This window comes from Colwellia sp. BRX8-9 (genome assembly GCF_014077245.1).
Taxonomy (GTDB): domain Bacteria; phylum Pseudomonadota; class Gammaproteobacteria; order Enterobacterales; family Alteromonadaceae; genus Colwellia_A.
In genome coordinates this window covers 1-25,254 of sequence record NZ_JACGVN010000023.1, presented here as the reverse complement: position 1 = coordinate 25,254, position 25,254 = coordinate 1, and the positions used below count along the sequence as shown (strand labels likewise).

At 36.1% G+C, this 25,254-nt stretch carries 17 protein-coding genes and 1 pseudogene; 10 read left to right on the top strand and 8 right to left on the bottom strand.

Going from position 1 to position 25,254, the window contains the following annotated elements; all coding sequences use genetic code 11:
* The first annotated feature begins 490 nt into the window (after positions 1–490).
* A complete protein-coding gene (locus tag H4J70_RS16580) occupies positions 491–2,320 on the top strand; it encodes a monovalent cation:proton antiporter-2 (CPA2) family protein (protein ID WP_182251496.1) in 1,830 nt (609 codons plus the stop codon).
* Positions 2,321–2,423: 103 nt separating this feature from the next.
* Here H4J70_RS16580 and H4J70_RS16575 read toward each other — a convergent pair whose 3' ends face one another.
* The 5 genes from H4J70_RS16575 to H4J70_RS16555 all read right to left on the bottom strand — a co-directional run bounded on the left by H4J70_RS16575 (position 2,424) and on the right by H4J70_RS16555 (position 8,496).
* Positions 2,424–2,978 carry a carboxymuconolactone decarboxylase family protein gene (locus tag H4J70_RS16575; RefSeq protein WP_182244877.1) on the bottom strand — a complete coding sequence of 185 codons (555 nt, stop codon included), beginning with the start codon at positions 2,976–2,978 and terminating at the stop codon, positions 2,424–2,426.
* A 392-nt stretch (positions 2,979–3,370) separates the two neighbouring features.
* A complete protein-coding gene (locus H4J70_RS16570) occupies positions 3,371–3,973 on the bottom strand; it encodes a TetR/AcrR family transcriptional regulator (RefSeq protein ID WP_182222598.1) in 603 nt (200 codons plus the stop codon).
* A gap of 182 nt (positions 3,974–4,155) precedes the next feature.
* The gene (locus tag H4J70_RS16565; RefSeq protein ID WP_182222599.1) at positions 4,156–5,391 is read right to left on the bottom strand and encodes a M56 family metallopeptidase; all 1,236 of its coding nucleotides are present in this window, start codon (positions 5,389–5,391) and stop codon (positions 4,156–4,158) included.
* Entirely contained in the window at positions 5,384–5,758 is a 375-nt protein-coding gene (locus H4J70_RS16560) for a BlaI/MecI/CopY family transcriptional regulator (protein ID WP_182175629.1), read from the bottom strand. The genes H4J70_RS16565 and H4J70_RS16560 overlap by 8 nt, the downstream gene beginning before the upstream one ends.
* A gap of 668 nt (positions 5,759–6,426) precedes the next feature.
* Entirely contained in the window at positions 6,427–8,496 is a 2,070-nt protein-coding gene (locus H4J70_RS16555; RefSeq protein ID WP_220465330.1) for an MFS transporter, read from the bottom strand.
* A 487-nt stretch (positions 8,497–8,983) separates the two neighbouring features.
* On the opposite strand from H4J70_RS16555, the gene ribA reads away from it, so the two are divergent.
* Both ribA and H4J70_RS16545 read left to right on the top strand, forming a co-directional pair.
* Entirely contained in the window at positions 8,984–9,580 is a 597-nt protein-coding gene (ribA, locus tag H4J70_RS16550; protein ID WP_182216265.1) for a GTP cyclohydrolase II RibA, read from the top strand.
* Positions 9,581–9,955: 375 nt separating this feature from the next.
* Entirely contained in the window at positions 9,956–10,333 is a 378-nt protein-coding gene (locus tag H4J70_RS16545) for an RNA-binding S4 domain-containing protein (RefSeq protein WP_070373769.1), read from the top strand.
* A gap of 448 nt (positions 10,334–10,781) precedes the next feature.
* Here H4J70_RS16545 and H4J70_RS16540 read toward each other — a convergent pair whose 3' ends face one another.
* Entirely contained in the window at positions 10,782–11,813 is a 1,032-nt protein-coding gene (locus tag H4J70_RS16540) for a LacI family DNA-binding transcriptional regulator (RefSeq protein WP_070373768.1), read from the bottom strand.
* Between the two features lie 96 nt (positions 11,814–11,909).
* A complete protein-coding gene (gene gtfA, locus H4J70_RS16535; RefSeq protein WP_182222601.1) occupies positions 11,910–13,385 on the bottom strand; it encodes a sucrose phosphorylase in 1,476 nt (491 codons plus the stop codon).
* 180 nt (positions 13,386–13,565) lie between these two features.
* On the opposite strand from gtfA, the gene H4J70_RS16530 reads away from it, so the two are divergent.
* The 7 genes from H4J70_RS16530 to H4J70_RS16500 all read left to right on the top strand — a co-directional run bounded on the left by H4J70_RS16530 (position 13,566) and on the right by H4J70_RS16500 (position 24,751).
* Complete coding sequence (locus tag H4J70_RS16530) at positions 13,566–14,795, top strand: sugar MFS transporter (RefSeq protein ID WP_182222602.1); 1,230 nt, start codon at positions 13,566–13,568, stop codon at positions 14,793–14,795.
* A 167-nt stretch (positions 14,796–14,962) separates the two neighbouring features.
* The gene (locus H4J70_RS16525; RefSeq protein WP_182222603.1) at positions 14,963–17,386 is read left to right on the top strand and encodes a TonB-dependent receptor domain-containing protein; all 2,424 of its coding nucleotides are present in this window, start codon (positions 14,963–14,965) and stop codon (positions 17,384–17,386) included.
* Positions 17,387–17,453: 67 nt separating this feature from the next.
* Positions 17,454–18,410 (top strand): carbohydrate kinase, encoded by a 957-nt coding sequence (locus H4J70_RS16520; RefSeq protein WP_182222604.1) that lies wholly within the window; start codon positions 17,454–17,456, stop codon positions 18,408–18,410.
* 42 nt (positions 18,411–18,452) lie between these two features.
* Complete coding sequence (gene pgi, locus H4J70_RS16515) at positions 18,453–20,105, top strand: glucose-6-phosphate isomerase (protein WP_182251495.1); 1,653 nt, start codon at positions 18,453–18,455, stop codon at positions 20,103–20,105.
* A 1,306-nt stretch (positions 20,106–21,411) separates the two neighbouring features.
* Positions 21,412–22,692, top strand: a complete 1,281-nt coding sequence (locus tag H4J70_RS16510; RefSeq protein WP_182222607.1) for a GGDEF domain-containing protein — start codon at positions 21,412–21,414, stop codon at positions 22,690–22,692.
* A complete protein-coding gene (locus tag H4J70_RS16505; protein ID WP_182222608.1) occupies positions 22,652–23,488 on the top strand; it encodes an ABC transporter substrate-binding protein in 837 nt (278 codons plus the stop codon). Before H4J70_RS16510 ends, H4J70_RS16505 begins: the two co-directional genes overlap by 41 nt.
* Positions 23,489–24,280: 792 nt before the next feature.
* Positions 24,281–24,751: a type II secretion system protein gene (locus tag H4J70_RS16500; protein WP_182251494.1), complete on the top strand. Its 471-nt coding sequence runs from the start codon at positions 24,281–24,283 to the stop codon at positions 24,749–24,751.
* Positions 24,752–24,996: 245 nt separating this feature from the next.
* Here H4J70_RS16500 and H4J70_RS16495 read toward each other — a convergent pair.
* A pseudogene (locus H4J70_RS16495) lies at positions 24,997–25,254 on the bottom strand (transposase); the annotation flags it as partial.

Genomic DNA, 25,254 nt, shown 5'->3' with positions numbered 1-25,254 from the left:
AGTATCGCTAAAATTAATTATCATCGCTCATTACTTATTTTATCTGAGCACTATCAAAAACAACATTAGCAGTAAAACTAAATGTTACTGTTAGTGCGATACAAGAGCTTCACCATGAAGTAAACCAATATATGCCGAGCAACATTGTCTAATAACGTTGCTAACGGTATATATATGATCATATTTGCATTATTGACGCTTGAATTCCTTCACATAATGCAGTGTTTTTTTTGATAAGCGGGCAACTTTAGTCTCTCTAGTCGAAACTGAAGGATAAGTTACTATGGTGATGTCATACAATCATTATTTACACTATTAGTGCTGTTATCGTCATCATTAAACTTCAGGTGACAATTTTACTTCTCGCCTATAACTCTGCACTAGACTATCGCATCAGCTTTAAAATATTGATAAAATACGTATAACTTAGGCGACTAATCCTCAACTTTAACTATTCAATAACGCCCTAGTGAAAGGAGTACATGTAAAGATGTTAGAAATAGCGGTTATATACTTAGTTGCAGCACTTGTTGCAGTGCCAGTGGCAAAGAGACTCGGCTTAGGTTCTGTTTTAGGTTATCTGTTAGCGGGAATTTTAATTAGCCCTAGCTTACTCGGCTTGGTTGGCGATCAAACCAGTGTTATGCATTTTGCAGAGTTTGGTGTTGTGATGATGCTATTTTTAGTTGGCCTAGAATTACAACCGGCCAGACTATGGAAATTGCGTCACTCTATTCTAGGCCTAGGCGGCTTACAAGTTATAGCAACAACCACGCTTATTTTTGCACTTTGTTTTTATCTATTCAGTTTGCCTTGGCAAACATCGTTAGCAATAGGGTTGATGTTGGCATTGTCTTCAACGGCGATTGTTTTGCAGACATTGACAGAGAAGGGTTGGATCAAGCAAGACGCGGGGCAAAATGCTTTTTCGGTACTCCTGTTCCAAGATATTGCGGTAATCCCTATTCTTGCGATATTACCACTCCTTGCCTTTCAAGACTTAAGTGCAGCAAAGTCTTCTGGCCATAGTTTGATTGCTCACTTACCCGTTTACGGTCAAGTGGGGATTTCTCTTGCAGTTATTGCAGCCATTATTTTAGCGGGCAAATACATCTCATCGCCATTATTTCGTTACATTGCTGAAACAAGGTTACGTGAAATTTTTACCATTGCGGCATTACTATTAGTTATTGCCATTGCACTGATTATGGAAAAAATAGGTTTGTCTCCTGCGTTAGGTACATTCTTAGCGGGTGTTGTACTAGCTGAAAGCGAGTTTAGGCATGAATTAGAGGCTGATATTGAACCCTTTAAAGGATTATTGCTTGGTTTATTCTTTATAACCGTAGGTGCTTCGATAGACTTTCCTCTTCTTTTTGATAAAATTACCTTTGTTACGCTAACGGTATTAGCCCTTATAACGATTAAAGCACTGGTTCTTTTTGTGTTGGCACATTTTTTTAAGATGAAAGGCAGTCAAAAGATACTGTTCACTTTAGCTTTAGCACAAGGAGGTGAATTTGCGTTTGTTTTACTTTCATTAACAACTAATCTACTTATTACCACACCAGAACAGACTAAGTTAATTACACTTATCGTTGCTATATCAATGCTTTGTGCACCATTATTATTGATTCTATATGAGAAGGCATTGGCGAGAAAAACTTCTGCCACACCTGAATTTGATGCGATAAAAGACCTCGAACCCACAAAAAATGTCATTATTGCTGGTTATGGACGTTTTGGCCAAATTATAGGACGTTTATTAACGGCTCAAGGCTATCATTTGTCGATTCTTGATCACAGTGCCAGCCAAATAGACTTACTCAGACGTTTTGGTAATAAAGTTTTTTATGGTGATGCCGCTCGACAAGATTTATTAGCAGCGGCAGGGGCCCAAGATGCAAAAATGCTGGTTATTGCTGTAGACGAGCCCGATAAAACATTAGATATTATTAAACTGGCTCATAAGCACTATCCACATTTAAAAATTCTGGCACGCGCTGTTGACCGACGACACGCTTATCAAATTATGCAGCTTGGGGTAACAAGTCTTAAACGAGAAACTTTTGACTCTGCCGTTAATTTTGGTATTGAAGCATTGGTGTTACTTGGCAACGATCCGGTTGAATCGGCTAGAGCAGGAGAACTTTTTGCTGAGCATGATACTGAGTCAATGACAATTTTGGCTGATAAATGGGGTGATGATAAAAGTTATGGGGTAGCGGTTAAACAACGTAGTGAAGATTTACAACAAGTATTACAAAACGATAAAATTGAGCAAAATAAACTAAAAACTCGTCAAAAAAACAACCAATAAAAGGGCTAATAACTCGATGTTATTAGCACGTTATTAACGTATTTAGCATTTATTTGGGGAATGGTCAGTAGAATAATTAACTTAGCTATTCCCCCAGCGCTACTTATGCATTTTTCTGCCATGCAAATGCTTTGAATGGGGCGTCTGTTGGCGTACTCGCAATGTGATTGGTATAGTTACTGATGACTTTTTGAGACAGGCCTAATATTATTTCTAATATTTGCTGTTCGCCATACCCAGCTTCTTTGAAACTTGCTAATTCTGTATCGCTAACGTGTCCGCGATTACGAACAATAATCAAGGTCATATCTTGAAGTGCTTGTAACTTAGCGTTTGGCATTGGTGATTGATTCCGCAAAGCCTCAGTTATTGCAGCATCAACTTTCATTGAATGAGCAATAGCCGTGTGTGCTGGTACACAGTAATTACAGCCGTGCTCAACATTTATTGTTTGCCAAACAACAGTTAATTCTTCTGCATCAAATGAGGTATTTGTAAATAGCTCATGAAGTTTTTGATATGCTTCAAGAAGTTGTGGTGAGCTAGCGAGTACACCATGTAAATTTGGTAACATGCCAAAAGCTTTAACCGAGCCTTCTAAAAGTGTCTTACTTGCTTGTGGAGCAGATTCAATCGTATGTATTGTTAAAGTTGTCATTTTACTTTCCTTATCATTAATTTAATTTTATTGATCAGATTAAAAATTCACGGTGAATAAGTACTTCACGTCTATGGTACTTATTTAAGAAAACGTACCGATCGGTATGTCTCGATTTACGTATTGTACCGATCGGTACATTAAAGTCAATCGTAATTAATGAAATAAATTTTATCTATTTAAAGGTCTAGAGGTTTAGGCCATGTTAAAGAGTAAACAACGTGTTTATGTATGCTGATTAACGAAAGGGTAATTAAAAGTGAACTGAAAGTCTTGTCGTGCCTTATTGGGGGAAGGTAAAACTTTAAATGCCCAGAAAAATAATGGTAAATAACGCATTATCGTTGGTTGTGTTTAGCCTTGATATTTCGTTTTTAAAAAGAGTGAACTCTTTAGTTAACGCCGATACCTTTAAGCATACTATCTACAGTATATTCTAGTTGTGATTTAGCTACGCCAGAACGAGCCATAGAGGCAGTGCCTTTTAAAAGCGTATATACGCTTAAACTGTTTGCGTCGGCATTTTTATTTAGCCCTAAAGCGATAGCCTCTAAGTCTTGATTAAAAAAATCGACATATAATTGTTTAGGAATCACTTCAGCATCTTTGAGTATCAATTTTGCTTGCTCAGGAATATCACCACTGACCAGTTCTGATTGACATAAAACTAAGTAGCATCCTTTTGCTTGCTCATCGCTGCATTGCATAGTTACAATTGACATCATATGATTTTTCAAACGATTTTTTAGGGAAATATCAGGTGCAAATAGTAACGCCATATGAGGTTTCATTTTAGTATCAATATAGCACTGTGTGGCTTTAACAAATAAGGCTTCTTTGTTACCAAAAGCACTGTACATACTTGGCTTGTTAATCCCCATCTCTTTTGTTAAATCGGTGAGTGATGCGCCAACATAACCTTTTTGCCAAAAAACATTCATCGCAGCATTTAATGCGGTAGTCTCATCGAAGGATCTTCTTTTACCTTTTATCACAATATTAACCTGTAAATTTAACTCAACTCATTGTACCTAACGGTACAGGCGCATTCAAGTAGCAAAAAATGGATAAGGTTATGGAAAGATTTACAGCAAAAGTGATTAATTCTACGATCGGGTATACTAATTTAAATGTAAAAAGGCTACCTAGGTAACCTTTTTAAAATATTACGCTAACTTTACTTAGTTATCTGAATACGCTCAATTAAGCTTTCATGTTTTGTATCTTTATTCATTGAAAAATCTAATTGAACTAACGCATTTTTTAACGTGTGGTCACTGACAGAGTATTTCCATTGCTTTAATGCCGTTAAGGCTGCTTGGTCAAATACACCGGCAGGCTTTGAATTTACGACCGCTACATTTTCAACCGCACCATTTGTCATTATATCAAACGTTAGTACTACTGAACCTTCTATATTGTCTTTTGCTGCTTGTTCAGGATAGCTAGGATTAACACGCTGAATAGGCTTAAGCTCAACTGACTTTGAGACTTTATCTCCAAGACTTTCCTGTTGGTTTCCTGCGTAACTTAATCCTGAGAGCAGAGTAACGGTGGTAAATATTACGGTAGCCAGTATTAATTTAGAGCTTTTTGGACGAGTTTTTAAATTGTTAATTCGTTCTAACATCATTTTTTTATCTCCATATTTCTTAAATGATAGTTGAGCAAATGCTAATGAAGGTGTCGACTGAGCCGCCACTAACAGCGCTTTACTATAGTTAATCCTGCTCTCTTTTGGTTTGCGCGCCAGAACGAGTTGATCACAGGAGAGTTCTTGATCTTGACGAAACCTAAAATAGCCGAGCCAAGCAAGAGGGTGAAACCAAAACAACGTTAAGCAAGTCAGCGCAATTAGGTTCCAATAAATGTCATTTCGATCAAAATGACAAATTTCATGTTCAAGAATTAGTTTTTGTTGCTCGGTACTGTAAAGCTCAAAAAAATCTTCTGGAATAATAAGTTTTTGCTGTACCAAACCCACCAACATCGGGCTATAAGTACCTGTACTTTGGTAGAGCAATATATTTGCGGGTAACACTAATGGCACCATAGACTTATTAATAGCGGTGAGCTGAAGGTGCTTGTTAAATATATGATAAGTTAACAAGCCATAAGTTATCATGGCAGCCACAATAATTAGCCAAATATAGAGAGCCCAAGACATAGAGAGGCTTTGTTTAAGTTCATCAGTTGGAGTTATCAAGTAACGTTTTATTTCAATTATTTTTGATAGGCTACTCTGCTGCCAAGGGAGTGGTAAACAATATATCACCAGCCCTAAGGGGACTATTAACCATAGTAAATAGGTATTACTAGCGCCTAAATAATGTATTAGCCATTTATGTCCAACTAACAATATAGTTAGCAACAATGTTAAGGGCAGTAATAAAGTAAAGAGGTTATCAATCATTGTCTTGCTCCCATTTTGTAATGAGAAGCTTTAATTCATCAATATCTTCTTTCTTCAAATTGTTTTTTTTAGCAAAACCAGCAACTAATGGTGATACTCTTCCTCTGAATAACCGTTCGATAAAACTTTGGCTTTGAACTTCCGTATAAGCATCTCGCTCAAGTAACGGAAAATAAAGATAATGGCGTTCTTGCTTTTCAAAACCTATCGCTTCTTTTTTTACCAGACGATTTATCAGGGTTTTTACTGTTTTATCGTGCCAGGGCTTATGTTTATTAAGTTGTTCAATAATGCTATTTGCTGTAGCAGGGTGTTGAGCCCACAAAGCTTCTAAAACTTCAAATTCTGTATTAGTAATTTCAGACATATTTAAATATTACAGTTGTAATCGATGCGTTGATATTACACTTGTAATCACAGCTGTCAAGTATCGAGATGTTAAAGGTATTTATATATTTCACTAGTAACCTGGTCTACATGTTTTAGTAGAGAGTAAAATCCCCTAGATATTTGCTGTATTTTACAGTCACTTTTTCTCGAATGAGATAGATAAATACCTAGAAGTTAAGCAAAGTTGGACGATATCAGCCATGGTAAGTCAATTTATAACACAGAATGAAAATAACTAAAGTGTTGTTTTTTTAGGCGCTTATTTAACTTAAGATACTGATTAGTATAGGTTTGTATAAATACAATATTGAGGCTTATTCTTTGTAGCTAGGGTTGGTTTAAAAAAAGGGTCATGCTAGGTCGTTATATTTATCTGTATAATTTGATAATACTAATGATTTTTCAGTTGTAACTAGTTATCTAGTAAAAATATTATTACATAATAAAGCTTAGTGAATTTCCTAATGCCAACAATGTCAGAGTTGTTGACGTTAAAATAATAACGTCTAGTTTTCGCTTAGTAGACAAAATTATCATTAATTCTTATATTGCTAACGTCAACAATTTTCATTCTAGGCCAATTACTTTTACTGATATTGGAGGTTTTAAGTTATAGCGTAATTGTTACTGCCGATTTATAAAACCTTACGAGGGTTTTTTATCAATAGAAGTGGTTAACTCGCTGTCTTCAATATCATCTGATTCTTGCAATATTTCAAGCATATCCGATGCAACCTCGGGGAAAGAATCGACAAAGGTACCGGCAATTTCTACTGCATGTTCAGGAATACTTTCAACCATATGGTTCACATAGTTATTGGCAGCATTTTCAATGTTTTCTGAGGTCTGTGCTGAGCCAGCTTGTTCACTGTCGATTAGATTTTGGACATAGGCTTCAGCAACATCACTTGATGATTCAGGTAGTGAATCTGATACCGTAAAGGCAAGCTCTGCTGATTGATCAGGAGCAACATCTGTTAATCGATTATAAAGCTCAGTTGCTGTATTTTCTGAGACCGCGGCGATTCTATCTATCGGTCGCATTGCATCTAAAGAATCTGATAAATTTGTCATGTATTCTTTGGTCATTTCTAGAAGTTCGCTTGGGTAGTCTTCGGCCATGTTTTCAGCGGCGAGTTCCATGACATTAATACCGTCGTCAGGCATTGTATTCGCAATAGCAACAATGATATTAGTGAATTGGTCAGGATACTCAGAGGTTATCCAATCAACTAATTGATTGGCTTTCTCAGGGCAAGCATTTGTTAAAGCTTGAGCAATATGAATACTCATTTGTGGTGCTGCCGAGGTTATTGCCGCATAAAGTTTACTAATGTCTATCGCGTCTATGGTACTTAATGCCGCGGCTAAATTTGAAGCGTTTTTGGGATCTCGAAGCACTAGCGCTTTTACCATGTTAACAGCCGCTGATGGGTTTTTACTTGCGAGGCTAATGGCAACTTCTACTTCTGGCGTTGTTTCAAATTGTGCCTCTGCATATTGTGTACGAGGATCGAGTTCCGATACTACACCACTGGGTGTTTGCATAACAAAACTTTCTTGTTCATCAAGTGGTAACGCTTTTCTTAGTTTCATTCGAATACTGATAAACAGTAACAGTGTTATCGCAACGATATTCATAAAACTAAATAAGGCACTGCTACCGAAAGTATCCATTACCATAGAAGCTAGGTAGGGGCCTAAAATGCTGCCCAATGCATAGATTAATAATAATGAACTCATTGCAGATAAAATTTGTTCTTTTAATACTTTATCAAAAGTCTCTGACATACTCATTGGATAAAGGCAGGCAACTAATCCCGTAATCAGCGCTACGGCTAACAAGGTGAGTTTGAACATATCTGAGGAAATAAGAAAAGGCACTAATAAACATAATACAATGAGTGTTGCGACCATACAGAGCATAACTTTTCGACGGTCAAAGTGATCTGATAAGTAGGCGATAGGGAACTGTAAAATGATCGCCCCAGAAATGGCTGTGCCCATAAAGATGGATAAATCTAAGCCGGCAATACCGTTGTTACTGGCAAAAATAGGCAGCATATTAATCAAAGCCGCATAGAGGACTCCACAGTAAAAACAACTAACCACACCTAAAGGAGATAACTTAAAAACAGTCATTAAAGACATTGATTGACTGTCTTCAATTTGTGGACCTTGTTGCTTACTAATAACGATAGGTGTGATAGACAAGCTAAATAAAATGCCGCAGATAACAAATAAAGTAATGTCATCAATAGGAGCGACATTTAATAAAAACTGACCAGAAAATAGTGCCGTCATTATCATCATCTGATTAATTGATAGTATGCGTCCTCTATTTTTTTCTGTGGCGCTGTGGCTTAACCAACTATCAAGTGTGGCATTGGTACAAACAATACAAAAGCCAGTGACAATTCTCATACACGCAAGCATTAATGGTTCTGGATACAGGCCTGAAAGTAAAATAGCGACGGAAGTTAAGCTACCACACATCGCGAATATTCTTATGTGCCCAACACGTTGTAATAACATACGGCTATAATATGCACCCAACAAAAACCCCACAGACAACATCGATAACACTAAACCAATATTGTTCATGCTCATTCCATCGCTCTGCATGCGCACAGGCAATAAAATATTACTGAGTCCATAGCCTAACATTAACAAGAAGCCACTTATTAATACTAAAATAAAGGGTCTGAGGGTCATTATCACAAGGAATACTCTTATCTATTAGCGGAACGCTTTAACGGTTTGAATGAACGTCATATTATTTAAAATTAAATAATATGACGTTCAACTATAAATTATTGATGTTACTTCAAAGCAACTCACAGACACTTAGTATACCAAGCGCATATTAGGGTTTACAGTGGAATAAGAAAAACAGATGACTAAAGTTAGTCTGTTCGTTCAAAATTCAATCGTTACCTTTTAAATCCCACGGTTATCTCAATATTTAACAGCACTAATGACTTATACACTTCGTTGTAGTAAATATATTTCAAGCTTAACTTATTAGCCGTATTAATCGATTATTGTTAATATACGCAGTGAATTTCTAACAGAGTGGACTATTTAAGCCAAAAAGTTGATTAACACTTGAAAGCTAGATAAATATCTCAATATGAATGTAACGAGTGGTAATATTTAAGGGGCTAATAACAGCGCCTTTGCTAATTTAATAAAGAAACCCATGAATAAAATACGTGCAAGAATTAATCTAAAAGTTGGATTACACAGTGATATCGACGCAGAAATCGCGACCTTTACAATGTTTGATGAAAACCATGAGCACATAGCGTTAATTTTTCAACAGGCCGATAAAAATCAGCAAGCACCACTAGTTCGTATGCATTCGGAATGTTTAACGGGCGATGTATTCCACTCTTCACGTTGTGATTGCGGTGAGCAGTTAGATGAAACTATCAACTTGATGAAAGAGCAGGGCGGAATTATTCTTTATCTTCGCCAAGAAGGTCGTGGCATTGGTTTATACAATAAATTAGATGCCTACGTATTACAAAGCCAAGGCATGGATACCTATCAAGCTAATAAGCACTTAGGTTTTGCAGAAGATGCCCGTAGTTTTGAAGATGCAGTGACTATGCTGCAAGCCTTAGCCGTTACAGATTTACGTTTGATCACTAATAATCCTAAAAAGATAAATGCCTTAAAAGATTATTTTAATATTGTCGAACAAGTGAATACGAGTTTGCATTTAAAAGATGATAATAACAATTATTTACGCACCAAAAAAAATCACGGTAAGCATGATTTAAAAATTGATTAAATAGTTAATCTTTAATTCCAAACCTATAAAAGTCCAACGGTACTTATGTACCAGTTGGATTTTTCTCTAAAGCATTGTATTAAATGCTTAAGCAGTCGATGGACTAAATCACTTTTAAGTAGTGCATTTAGCTAAATTCGTTATTCACTAACTAACTCAGTAGTATTAATTATTAATAAGGGAAAGTTTTTTAGATGTATAACCCGATAGTGAATTAAAAAGAAATAGTTAAATTTTAACGTATTGCTACATTAAGTATTTACTGGTTATGCTAGCTTAACAATGCCCAGTGTCCTTAATATAATTCTTATTCACTAGCGGTTATATATGTTAGAATTCGACGATATTATTATTTAAAATTATTAGGCGTATTTCATGTCTGAACACACTATTATCGACATTTGTGTTGAACCTATAGAACTATGTAAATTACTCAAAATTGCCAATATGGTTGGTGGCGGCGGCGAAGCTAAAACCATGATCAGTGAAGGTAATGTTTTAGTAAATAATGAAGTTTCAGTTCAAAAGCGTAAAAAAATTCGCCGCGGCGATATTATCGAATATAACGGTAAAATTATTGAGGTCGCTTATAACCCGACTAAGAAATCAGCAGAGTTTATCAATTCTGTCGTTTCAGTAAGTCAGAATTCAAAAAAGAAAAAAAGAGCAAGAAGTAAAGCACCGGTTATTGCATCTGAATCTGTTACAAAACCATCGAGCGAGCGCCCAAAAAGAAAGTCTACAGCACTTTAATTTTTTTAAATTTCCTCCAAATTGAAAATAAATCGCAAATTTTTCATTGGGGGAAATCCATTTACAGTTACTTCAAGAAATGCCATTAATATTTTAGGGGATAAAACCTGGTAAAGCTACGGTTCATGTGTCCCAAACGTTAGCCCAGCTTACAATGAGCAATTAAAAAATCAGTTTTAATGACTTCTTGGTAAGTAAACCGGAAGTAAACTTGCTAATGTTCTTAAGGTCGGGTTCAAGCTGATTACTGCAATTTAACTTAAAAACTCACATCAATTTACAACTGAAATTTTGCCTAACATTTTTGCATGGCGTTAGGTCTACGGCGCTTTCGACCTATGCGAGATAGAGCTAAGAATGACTTCACCATAAAAATGCGATATAGCTAAAAATAATTGATTAGTTATCTGATTATAGTCATTAACGGTTATAAAAGGTGCCCTTGAGTTTAACAACTCCCTCCATGCTCTATATGAAAAGGAATTAATACAGAATCAGTCGCTCTATTGATAAAAAGTTCTGCAGCTTTGACACCCTTTTTTTCACTATTTTGATGCACTGTTGTTAAGGGCGGAGTAGAACGAAGAGCTTCATCGATACCGTCAAAACCAACCACTCTTATATCTTCAGGAATATTAAGTCCCATAGCGTTAATTTCTTTTATGGCAGCTAAAGCAATAAGATCACTCATACAAAGTAAAACATTTGGGCGAGGCGTTGATGTTAACGCTTCTCTAGCAGCAATTAAGGCAGAATGATGCTTACTTTCAGGTATGTTCCACACTCTATCAGCTCTGAGGTTAACATCTAACTCCTTGATTGCTCTTTGATAACCACTTAAGCGTTGATGAGCAATTGAACATTTAAAGTCTGAACTTGGTAAATCGTAAACACGACAAGTTACATTAGAATCGAGTAATCTCAAGCCAAGAATAGCGATGGCATCATCTGTTGACTTTATTGCAAGTTTCGCTATTTCATAAGCGGCTTGTTCATTGTCAATACCTACAGATGCTTTACGATCTATATCAAAATCTGCGGTAACAACTTTTTTTGTTGTCGTTCTTAATTGGTCAATTAACTTTGTATTACGTGGACTACCGTAACAAATAAAGCCATCAACAAAATCAGATACCGCGTTGATATTCTCAGAAGTGCCAGAAAACAATAACAAATTGACTTTACTTTTTTCTAAAACCGATGAAACACCTTTTACAAAATTACTCGCCACCGGATCTGTTATCATGTATTCAACACTGTCAGGTAGCACTAAAGCAACGATATTAAAGCGACCATTTCTTAACGATTGAGCCGCTTTGTTAGGTCCTGAATAACCCATTTTTTCACATGACTCGAGAATATCATCTCTACGCTTTTTAGATAGTTGATCGGGTCTGTTAAATGCATTAGAGACTGTTGCATTTGAAACACCGAGTTCTTTAGCAACACTTTTAAGCGTCCAAACTTTTTTATCTGTCATGATGACCTTTTTGATTACCTTAAAATTTCAGCAATTTACAATGTTCGCCATAGTATACTTAGTTCTATTATAAACTGAATATTAATTCATGAGCTTTCAGCTTAAATTAAGCAACATATTTAAACTAATAATGCGTGTGCTATTGTTTTCTATGATCTCAATTTGTGCGTGTCTGTCAGCTAAATCGACGATTAGCGTTGTACTGTCATCATCTTTTTGCCACTTCATTTCTAATGTTGAAACATTACTATTAACGGTAAATTCACCATTAAAAGCTTCAGTGTTATTACGTAATTTAATGAGACTAATTATTGCTTTGGTATAAGGCTTATTTAATGCTTGTTCAATGCGCTCATTATTTAGATAAGGGCGATTTATGTCTCGGCCAACATTTGTTTTAGATAATAATGTAATATCATTACCTTCAGCCAGTAAACCAGCGTAATACACCTGTGGTATGCCTGGTGAGAAGAATTGAATCGCTCTGGCAACTAAATAATCAAAGTCATTTTGCCCAAGTGCATCATAGTATGTACAATTTACTTGATATATATCTACATTACTTGCTGCAGCTCCTGTTGCCTTTTTACTTTCGCCAGCACTATTAAAATGAATTGTTTCAACCAGGTTATCGATTTCAACATCATCCAATAAACCAGCCTTACCATTCATTGGGCCAACATCAATAATACCAATGCCATCATGAGTATCCAACACAGTAATACAATTTCTTGGTGATATGTCTAGCCACTTAGCTAATGCGGTGAAGTTCTGACTAAAAAGACTGTGTAAAACCAGAGGAGGTAATGCAAAATCATAAACTCGGTCAACGCGTTTAGCTATTTCTATTTGAGTTTGATAATAGGAATGGATCTCTACAAGGGTTTCAATCCCCAGTTTATTAGCGATACTACTTAGCTCATCAATAAATTCAAAAGTTTCGTCAAGCATGAAACAACTTGTTCCCGCTTTTTTCAGTGCGTAACCTGCGGCATCTAAACGGATCATTTTAATATTATTTTCAGAAAATGTTGTTAAAATGCGTTTTAAATAGGCTTTCCCTATCTCAGATGTCACATCTATATCTATTTGATTGTCTGTAAAGGTAGTCCAAAAATCTGCGCTTTCATTATTAGGTAATGAAAAATGAGTAAAACAACTACCAGGCCTAGGACGATATATTTTGTCTTGTTGTGTAGTATTTAAACCGTTCGGGAAAACTTTATCTTTGGTTAAAAATAGTTCCCAAAAAGGCGATTTTTGACCGTTTTTTAATACATCTTTAAATTCTTCAGATTGGGCTGACATATGATTTACGATAAGATCAGCCATCAACTCATGATTTTTACCCAGCTCTTTTATATCATCCCAATTGCCAAGTCTGCTATCGACTTGGGTATGATCTATAGGGTCGAAACCAGCATCACTACCGTCTATTGGATAATAAAAGGGTAACAAATGAACACCGGAAAACAAATCTGAAAGTTGCTCATTTAACAAGTTGGTTAATGACTGGGTATCTGCTCCAGTGAGTCTATCAATGTAGGTGATTAGCTGAACATTATTTTTCATAAGTTTACCATTTAATTTTAAGTTGCATCTTAATCGATTAAGATCTATCTTTATATACAATATAGTATTAATCAAGAATAATTTAATTTTTCTTTAAGATGCTAAGACAAAATAACTAAATAGCGATAATTTTTTTTAGCTATCATTAACATAAAAAGTTTTATTAACTGGGGAAGAATAATGAACCAAACGAATAACTTAACACTAAGCCCACAACTATCTGAAGATGCGTCGGTAAATAGAATTAAACTTCTGACATATATGATGTTTTTTGTTTTTGCTATGACCTCGGATGCAGTAGGGGTTATCATTCCACAATTAATAGAAACCTATCAATTAAATCTAACACAAGCGAGTGCATTTCATTATGTGCCCATGATTTTCATTGCATTGAGTGGTTTGTTCTTAGGATACTTGGCCGATAAATGGGGGCGAAAAGCAACGATTGTTATTGGGTTGGCAATTTTCTCTATCGCATGCTTTTTATTTTCCTTAGGTAGTTCTTTCCTGTATTTTTTATCACTACTCGCTTTAATTGGCATCGCTATTGGTTTATTTAAAACAGGTGCGTTAGCGCTTATTGGTGACATCTCTTCGTCAAATAAAGATCATACGTCGACGATGAACAAGGTAGAAGGATTTTTTGGTATAGGTGCTATGGTGGGTCCCGCGATTGTAAGTTACTTACTTGTTGCTGGTATATCTTGGAAGTACTTATACATAAGTGCTGGTGTGTTATGCGCACTACTATGCTTGTCCGCAATGAAAACTAAATACCCGGTCAGCAAACCAAGTACGGAAGGGAAAATAAATTTAAAAAGCTCACTTAAAGTAATGAAAGACCCTTATGCGATGGGATTTTCATTGGCAATAGCGTTATATGTTGCCACAGAAGTTGCCATCTACGTTTGGATGCCAACACTCTTGGCTGATTATACAGGCTCTCTGGTTTGGCTGGCTACATACTCACTCACTATTTTCTTTGCTTTAAGAGCGGGAGGTCGATTTTTAGGAGTATGGATGCTAAAACATTTTAACTGGCAAACAGTGATGTGTTGGTTCTCGTTAGCCGTATTTTTGTGTTATTTAGGCACAGCAATAATGGGTGTTGAAGCAGCAGTTGTACTATTGCCACTTTCAGGTTTATTTATGTCGATGATATATCCGACCCTTAATTCTAAAGGGATCAGTTGTTTCCACCCATCAAAACATGGTGCTGTTGCTGGAGTTATTCTGTTTTTTACCGCTGTTTCTGCAGCAGTATCTCCACTTCTTATGGGCATTATCAGTGATCTGTTTGGTCATGTATCTTATGGTTTTTACTTAGCAACATTCTTTTCAGCTATTCTAGCGTTAGCTGCTATTTATAACCTGATAGCTGATCCCACTCAGCATAATCCTCAAAACTAAATCTTATTATTTATCAGTAGATTAATAAAAAAACAAAATTGAATATAAAAAATAACTTGCAAAATGACTGCTTCTTACACAATAATCATCTTAATCGATTAAGTTGGTCGTTTTAGCAGAAAGATTTTAAAATATAAAACATACTATAAAAAAACTTGGGGAAGTAAATGAAACATACAACATATAAAAAATTAATATTAAGTACATTGGCCATGGCTATATGCTCGAGCTTAAGTGCAGCGGAAACAACCAAAACGAAAGTAGAAAATAAAAAAGGCATCGATTTTGAGCGAATCGTAGTAACAGGTGCCACGGGTAAAGGCACAACAGTGATGGCATCAAGCGTTTCAGTAAGTACTATCTCTGGTGATCAAATAGAAGTAGCAGCACCAAGAAGTAGTGCAGAGGCATTTAGAAATATCCCCGGGGTTCGTGCTGAAGCATCAGGTGGCGACGGTAACGCTAACCTTGCGGTTCGTGGTCTTCCTGTAGCAGCAGGTGGCGCTAAATTCATGCAAATTCAAGAAGATGGTTTACCTATTCTACAATTTGGCGATATCGCTTTTGGTAACACAGATATTTTCTTACGCATAGATTCTACAATGGCTTCTATTGATGCTATTCGTGGTGGCTCTGCATCTACACTTGCTACAAATGCTCCTGGCGGCATAATTAATATCGTTAGCAAAAATGGTAAAACTGAAGGAGGTAGCGTAGCTACAACAATCGGTTTAGATTACGACTCTACTCGCACAGACTTTGAATTTGGTGGCGACATTAACGACTCTACCTATTTCCATCTTGGGGGGTTCTACCGTCAAGGTGAAGGTGTACGTGATACTGGTTATACGGGTAATAAAGGCGGCCAAATTAAAGCTAATATAACTAAAGAGTTCGATGCTGGTTACGTTAGACTTTATTTCAAACACTTAGATGATACAACAACCGCTTATTTACCTATGCCTGTTTATGCTGATGGTTCTTCAGTTGAAGGGTTTGATGCTTCAACTGGAACTCCGCACACTCCATATCACACCTCTATGATAACAACGGATGGTGCTGGAAATGGACGTCTTGCTGATATGCGTAATGGCATGAGTCCGAAAGTTGATGCGCTTGGTTTTGAAGCTGTATTTGATTTAGGCAATGACTGGTCTGTTGAAAACAGAATGAGAATTTCTCGCACTAAAGGTAGCTTTACTGGTCCATTCCCTGAAAGTATTCAAGGAAGTCAAGGCTTAGCTGACAGTATAGCAGGTGATGGCGCAACATTAACTTACGCAAATGGTCCACAAGCAGGTAATGCTTATACTGCTGATAACCTTATGCGTATTCACTCGTTTGATGTCGAAATGACTAACCTTGATTTTATGGTTAACGATTTTAAATTAACAAAAACGATGAACGACACGAGTTTTACATTTGGTTTATATAACTCATCTCAAACCATTCAACAATCGTGGTTATGGAATTCTTACTTATATGAAGTTAAAGGCCAAGATGCTGCGCTTGTTGATGTAAATGCCGCTGACGGTACTGAATTTTCTGACAATGGTGTTATTGGATACGGTGTTCCAGCTTGGGGTAACTGTTGTACGCGTAATTACGATCTACAATATGAAGTTTCTGCTCCATACGCAGCGTTTAGCACAAGTTTTGATAACATCAATATAGACGGTAGTGTTCGCTTTGACAGTGGAACAGCAACGGGGACTTTCGCAGGCGCTGCTCAATCGACCGTTGACATGAACGGTGACGGCAGTATTCATCAAATCGAAACGAGTGTTTCAAATGTAAACAACGCCGATGCTAACAATGTAAATTATGATTGGAGCTACGTGTCTTACTCTTTAGGCGCTAATATTCAAATTAATGACGACTTAGCTGCATTTGGTCGTATCAGCAAGGGGGCTACCGCTAACGCAGACCGCTTGGCTTTTGGTAAAATAGATGCTGCTGGTGTTGCAAAAGATGAAGATATTTATGATGAAGTAGATCAATTGGAATTGGGTGTTAAATTCCGTCAAGATAACTTGTCTGTCTTTGCAACAGCGTTCTTTGCACAAACGCAAGAGCAAAATTTTGAAGCAACTAGTCAACGATTTTTTGACCGTGAATATGAATCAAAAGGTATCGAAATTGAATCAACTTACTATGTTGGTAATTTTGATGTACGTGCTAACTTAACGTGGACTGATTCTGAAATAACTAAAGATTTTGTTAACCCAAGCGTTGTTGGTAATACGCCAAGAAGACAAGCCGATGTTGTTTACTCTATAACAGGTCGTTATAACTTCAATGAAGGTTCTGCGGGTGTTAACGTTATTGGCACTTCAGATTCATTTGCTCAAGATAACTTTGACCAAACTGATCCTAACGCACTTATTTTAGACGGTTATGTTCAAGTAAATGCCTTTGCTCAATACCGTCTTTCTGACGCATTTAGTGTTTCCTTAAATATTAACAATGTTTTTGAAACTGTGGGGATCACCGAAGCAGAAGATGCTACAGCTGCTTCTGCCAAAACTATTATCCGTGCAAGATCAATACAAGGTCGTTCAACGACTCTTACGTTTAAATACGAATTTTAATCCTAAATTATAATATTAGAAGTATTAACTAGCCCATTTAATATGGGCTTTTTTTCAAGGTGAATCTATGTTTTCTTTAATCAGTTATGGCGAAGTGTTGGTCGATTTTCTGCCAACGTCAGTCAATGACCCCAGTTACATTCCGTTAGCTGGAGGTGCGCCTGCCAATGTCGCAGTAGCTTATGCTAAGTTAGGTGGAGCAGGATACTTTGCTGGAGGTGTTAGTGAAGACAATTTTGGTAACATGCTCATGCAAGCATTAGAAAATGAAGGCGTTAATACCGATTTCGTTAAAAGAATAGCAGGCGCAAATACCGCTTTAGTATTAGTTAGCTTAGACTCTTGTGGTGAGAGAACATTTAATTTCTATCGTCATAATACTGCCGACATGCAATATGGCATCTCTCAAGTTGATAAAATTAACTGGCAAAACATGGGTTTTTTTCACTTTTGTTCAAACACCTTAACTAGCCAGCCAATGTATAGCGATACGCTTTATGCGATAAAAAATGCGAAAAGAAATAACGTATTAATTAGCTTTGATGTAAATTTACGCCAACAACTTTGGCAAGATTTATCCCTATTGATGTCACGCGTTGAAGCTTGTATCGAAGAAAGTGACATAGTCAAATTGAGTAAAGACGAAGCCGAATACTTAGCAAAAATAAAGCAGGTTGATGTCGATGTTTATGTACAATATTTACTATTACTTGGCGCTAAACTGATTGTCATCACCGATGGTGCAAACCCTGTTCAAGTAACTTGTGCTAGTTTTTCAATAATACTTAAAGTACCTAAAGTATCTCCCGTTGATACTACTGGAGCCGGAGATAGCTTTATTTCAGGTTTTCTATTTTCACTCGCTAAATCTGTGGAAGATGATGAAAGTATCGATACATTATATGAAATCATTGAGCTACGTGAACACGTTTCTGCTGCGGTGTTATTTGGCGCTAACTGTGGCGCTTTTACCTGTCAGAAAAAAGGGGCCTTCACGGCATTACCACACTTAACTGATATCTAATACTCGACATAACTTACTCATACTTACTTACCTAGGATCGACATGCAATCTAGAGAAAATCTCAATAGTTGGCAGCAATTAACCCAACATGCACAGCTAATGAAAAATCAACATATGAAGGACTTATTTGCAAAAGATAGTCAGCGATTTCGTAAGTTTTCAATAAAACTGCCTTCTATACTATTAGATTATTCTAAAAATGCGATCACAGAAGAAACTATTACGCTATTAACCAATCTAGCTAAAGAGTGTGAAGTTGAAAAATGGCGTGAAAAAATGTTTAGTGGTGAACGTATTAATAAAACTGAAGATCGTGCTGTTTTGCATACAGCATTAAGGGATCGTTCTAAAAAACCACTTTGGGTAGATGGTAAAAATATTTCAGAAGATATTGAAAAAACACTAAAACAAGTTAAAAAATTTAGTGATGATATTCGTCAAGGTTTATGGCGAGGATATTCGGGTGAGCGTATCACCGATATAGTAAATATTGGCGTTGGTGGTTCTAATTTGGGACCTCAAATGGTGACCGAGGCATTAAAAAGGTTTAGTGATAACTGCGTTAACGTCCATTATGTGTCGAATGTTGATGGCACCCAAATAGCCGAAGTCCTTCGACCATTAAACCCAGAAAAAGTGCTATTTATTGTATCCAGTAAAACATTTACCACGACAGAAACCATGTTAAACGCTAAAACAGCGATTAAATGGTTAACTGCGTCATCATTTGATCAATCAGCTATCGCAAAACACTTTATTGGCGTTACTGCTAATAAAGTAAATGCCATGAAGTATGGTATAGCAGAAGCAAACATCTTTGATATGTGGGATTGGGTTGGTGGACGATTTTCGTTATGGTCTGCTATCGGGCTTCCTATCGCTATTAATCTTGGTTTTGATTGTTTTAGGGAGTTACTTGATGGTGCTTATGAAATGGATTGCCACTTTTGTGATACACCGATAGAACATAATATTCCGGTGATATTAGCATTATTAAGTATATGGAATTGCACTTTTTTAGGTGCTCAATCTCAAGCCATTTTACCTTATGATCAATCCTTACATATGTTGTCGGCTTATCTGCAACAAGCAGAGATGGAAAGTAATGGTAAATCGGTGAACTGGGATGGTGAAACTATCAATTATCCAACCGTTCCATCAATTTGGGGGGAGTTGGGTATTAATGGTCAACATGCTTTTTATCAATATTTACATCAAAGTAATAACATTGTTCCCGCCGACTTTATTGGCTCGGTTGAAAGTGTTACTCCTATAGAAGGCCATCATGAAGCCCTCATGTCTAATTTTTTCGCGCAAACTCAAGCTTTAATGCAAGGTGTTAATGAACAACAAGTTAGGGACGATTTAACAGCAAAGGGACGAACACCTAGCTACATAGATAAAGTCGCTCCCCATAAAGTACATAAAGGTAACCGGCCAACCAATACTTTATTAATGAATAAGATTTCGCCATTTACGCTCGGTACTTTAATTGCAATTTACGAACATAAAATATTTGTTCAAGGCATTATTTTGCAAATATGCTCTTTTGACCAATGGGGAGTTGAACTGGGTAAAGGTTTAGCCAGTAGAATAGAAAGCGAGCTTCACAATAACTCGATCGATCTCGCTCACGATAGCTCTACCTGGAATCTTATGATGCATTATGAAGAGGTAAAAAATCGCACCAAATAGAAAAACATCTAGTATTACCAAAAACATATTTTACTTTAGATACAGAAGGTTATGAATAAATATCTTAACAACTCGATAAATATAGAAAGTAGTGCACAAATTATTTTAAACCGTGTCCAGGAACAATAAACGTTGAGTTAAGCGAATCGCTAAAAGACCTGAAACAAGCAGGTGCAACAGTATTATTGACACTGATGTTTGATGAAAAGATGACAGAAAATCACATAGAGTTAGTTCCACAATTGTGCAAAAAACAAGAAATTACTGGGTTACAGTTACCTATAGTCGATGATGATGTGCCAAATAAAGCATTTGAAAATAAATGGAAGTAATATCAAACACTCATATTAGCTACCATTATCAATGGAGGCTTTGTAACAATTCACTGCAAAGGTTGTAAAGGGAAAACGGATTAGTCGCGGCAATGATTTTAACTTGCTACGACTGGCCAATTTAAAAGGTTCGGCCTGAAACCTTAAAAGTCAAAGAACAATTAGCTTTCCAAAAAAAAGGGAGGTGGAGTTATTTCCAAAGGAGTATAATCAATAATCAATAGGTTAAACTACGCTCAAGTCGGCACACAGGACCTATCTCGGTTTGTGCCCTAAACCGCTTTAGAACGATTAAATTTTTAGTAGACAAAATCATGTAAATTGACTGTCTGCTTTCAGTAATTTTAATCAATATTAAATATTTGTTTTTCTAATTCACGTTGAGAAATCATAACAACTTTATTAACTTTGAAAGGGCTAATTTATCGGAAGAATTGTCGCTTTAATTTAAAGCATCAATCACTGCAAGTCGCATTACTAACAATAGTAATTCGTTAATCCTAGCGTCGGCCTCAAAATCATAGCTGCTAGTCAAGAATCATTCTGTAACGCTAATTTTTTCCACAAAATCAGACTTAAATTATCACTAAAATCAATTCGAATTTAGATTAACTTCAGATACTAAAATGGACATTCAAAATCTTTGATTTTAGAGTTTTCTTTGTGATTTTCGACAATAAAGTTTACACCAATAACAGAAGTTATTTAACAAAACGGACATTGTGATATTTTAAGCTGATTTACACTTTTGGTTACCCCAAGATATTGTTGAAAACCATTTAGAAACTTTAAAGTTTTGTTTGATTATATCTTCAAGATATTGTGATATTGAGTGCTATGAGCAGTTAAACAATACAATAGTTAGCTAAACAATAAAGGAGACAATTAACCGATTTAGATTACTATTCTTACATTGAGCGCATAAGTCATTTAATGTTAATCTAAGTTTCAAGCTTATCAATAAGTAGTGTTTAATGTTTGCACGTTTTATTCGCCCCAATAATCTATCAAAAAAAATGATGCGGGTTATCTTTACTATTTATTTGAGCGTAACTTGTCTTATCACAAGTATGCAGTTCTTGGCCGAATATTTGAAAACGAAGGATTCAATATTAACTGAATTGAAACAGTTGGAAGAAACAGTCCACAAACCTATCTCAACAAGTTTGTGGCAATACAATCATAATCAATTAGATGCTCTCATCGCAGGACTTGTCAAAATGCCAATTATCGAGGGTGTTGATATTCTTGATAAGAATGCCAAAAGTATTATCTCTAAAAGAGCTTACGCTTTGACATCGCCCCCCTTATCCATTTTTGATACCACATCAGACTTAAATTGGACGCTTAATGAACAAAATATAATGCTTGGAACGGTTATCCTTTATTCATCGTCAGAAGTTATTTTAGATCGTGTTTTGTTCGGCTTTTCCTTAATTGCAATTACGGAAATCATCAAGTTATCTATTTTGTTTTGGCTGTTTATCTGGGCGTTCGATCGCTACTTAGCAAGTCCCTTGAAACAATTAATGTCGCAAGTGAATGAGGTTCAATTGAGCCAAAACATAAATAAACGTATTAACCTGTCGAACATTGAAAATAACGAACTCAGTCAACTTCAAGAACATATAAACAATATGCTCTCTGCCATAGAGAAAGATCGAAAACTATTATTAGAAGACGAACAAGCCAAGCGAAATTGGTTAGAAAAAGCTGTTACAAAGCGAACAGAAGCCCTACAAATATTGAATGAAAAACTCAAAGTTCTAGCCACCAGGGATTCTTTGACTGACACATTAAATAGGGGGAGTTTCTTTGAAGCTGCGCAACATTTGCTCGATCTTTCACATCGCCAAAAGTCGCCTGCATCTTTTTTATTTATGGATTTAGATCACTTTAAAATAGTCAATGATACTTATGGGCATTACATTGGTGACAAAGTACTCATTCATTTCACTACTACACTTCAAAAGTTTTTAAGAAAGTCTGACCTTATTGGGAGAGTTGGCGGAGAAGAATTTGCCATATTTCTCTCTGATACCGGAATTGATGACGCCTTTCTCATTGCTGATAAAATAAGGAAGGAAATTGGCAGTTCTATTTTAGACATAGAGGGTAAAAAAATTACTTATACTGTGAGTCTTGGCATTGTGTCAACAGAGCCAAAAGACCATTTAATTCAAGATTTATTTAAACGCGCTGATTTAAAACTTTATGGCGCAAAAGATAAAGGCCGCGACCGTGTTGAAAAATGAAAAAATTCACAAGCTATTGTTACTTGTAACCTTATTCATAGGAAACAGTATAGTTAATATAAGTCATGCTACGACATTAAAAGTTTGCTATGACCAATGGCCTCCGATGACAATATTTCCATCAGAAGCATCTTCTGCGCGTGGCTTTGTTATAGATATATTGCACGAAATATACACATCAAAAGGTTATAAAATTGAATATTATGAAGTCCCTTTGGCAAGAGGGCTAGATATGGTAGCAAATGGTGATTGCGATATGTTACCAGAATACCTATTTTCAAAAAATTCAGAAAAAGATTTTGAATATGCTACTCAAGCAACTTTTTCATACACAGCAGCCTTTATCGTTAGGCACGACGATCCTTGGATCTATAATGGTGTAAAATCTATCAAAGGAAAACGTATCGCAACGGGGCCAGGCTGGGACTACAGTTCATTGAGTGTCGACTATCAAAATTACATCACTAATCTGAATAATGCGAGTTTTGTTGAAGTACTCTCTGGTAATGATGATGTAGTTGAACGAATTTTACACATGATCAAAGAAAGTAGAGTCGACTTATATGCTGATAATATACTTGTTCTTCAGTACGTTATGAATAGACTAAATTTGAATGATGAGCTTAAGATTGTTCAGCCCGGCTTAGAAAAAAAAATGGTTGAAATGCCTATTTTCTCAAAAAAAATTCCAACAACAAAAAGACAAGAACTTATAAAAATTTGGAATGAAGGGCGTTTATCAATAAAAGGTAAAAAAGAAGAAATGTTTATCAATAAATATAACGTAACATTTTAATAAATCGACAGTCCGTTGAACGCTTACCTTCCAAAGTTACTAAGACACCCATGATAACTTTTATTTTTGATTTTTTAGATGAGTTAGGCAGTATCATCCCATATATATCGAGAGCGATAGTAGGTAGTTATGTTTATTATTAGGTATGTACTGGTGATGCTGTATTGTATTTGCGTTTATAACTTTTCAAGAAGCAATAGAAGTTTTAATAATTGGTTATTTGATTATATTTCGCCTAGGCAACAAACCAGCATGCTTAAAAATTGTGGAATACAATGGTTGCTACTGGATTTTGAAGGTTCCAAAAATACAGAATCTTTAAAAACTTGTTTTGAAGAGTTTAGCGAAGAAATTTTTAATAGCCCTAGACTTTCAAAAATAACCCTACGCATACGCAATAGTATGAAAGAATGAAAAGGATTAGAACAGTTTAAATCATAACGGTGAACGACCCCTTGTGGCACCCCTAGAGTTGACCTAAAAGCTGGAAAAGATTAGGGTCTTCATAGAGAGAAAAGTTATCAAGACACCCATGATAATTCTTTATTACCTCATATCCACATTTATGATTCAATTGAATCAAACAGCTATAAAAGATAGGATAATAGAATTAACTTCAAGTAAATATAAGTTATTTTATTTAAAGTAAGTAGGCTGAAAATTATAAAGCCTCGTTACGATTAAAAACTTGTTAGGAACGGTCTTTTTTCGTGCCTCTACTGAAAGGTCTCTTATACACAACTTTCAGGCTGTCATTAATAGTATTTCTTTAATTTTTTGGAATTAATCCATATGAAAAATCAATCTGGTTTCACTCTGATTGAACTTGTAGTGGTTATTGTTATCTTAGGGATTTTGTCAGCGGTAGCTGTTCCTAAATTTATAAGCATACGAAGTGATGCTCAACAATCAGCAATGGATGAATTAAAGGGCGCCTTAGAGTCAGCTAGCACGCTAGTTAACGCTAAGGCCATAGTTGAAGGACTTGGTAATTTGCAAGATGCAGAACTATCATCAGGAATAAAGATTCATTGGGGATATCCTTCCAATACACAGATAAACATAAGATTAGTTCTAGATTTCACTGAAGGCGCTGATTGGGAGTTAACTGGTTCATCACCAGTTATTTTTACATTTTTGAGTGATACAGAAGGTATGCTGGCTGATGCTATAAAAGCAGATGATACACTTTGTAAGTTGACCTATAAGCAAGCTAATAAAGGTCAACGACCAGTAATTTCCATTTCAGGTTGCGCCGACTAATTCCCGAAAGCATGTGCAACAGTGAGAATTACTATGCCACCCATGATAATGCTGCACAATAATAATGCTCTGAAAAACAGCTATCCATTGGTCAGCAACAATGCATGTACTGCATCTTGTAAGCTTTTGCCTATCGATTTTTATAGAAGTTGATTAAATGAGTGAATTTCAGGCAAGCTTTACTTCTCCCCCAAGGTAGCCGTGTTTTCTTGTGGTCTTAGTGCTGTTTTTGCATGTAGCTATGTTTACGCGCTATTCAAACAAGCTTGGGCATTTGCTTTACCGTGTGCGCGCTTTAACCCTACGTGCTCAGTAAATTCACACAAATGCTCTGCGGTGCCGACTGCGCCCGTGAATATACCTTCAAAATTTGTGGTGAGTTTGAGCCAACTTTCATCGCTGATGTGAAGTCTTGACAGTATATTTGCGGTTTTGTTATCGATAGCGCCTCGTTTGTCTGCTCTTATTACGCGACCTGTTTCATCTACAAGGGTTAAATAGTC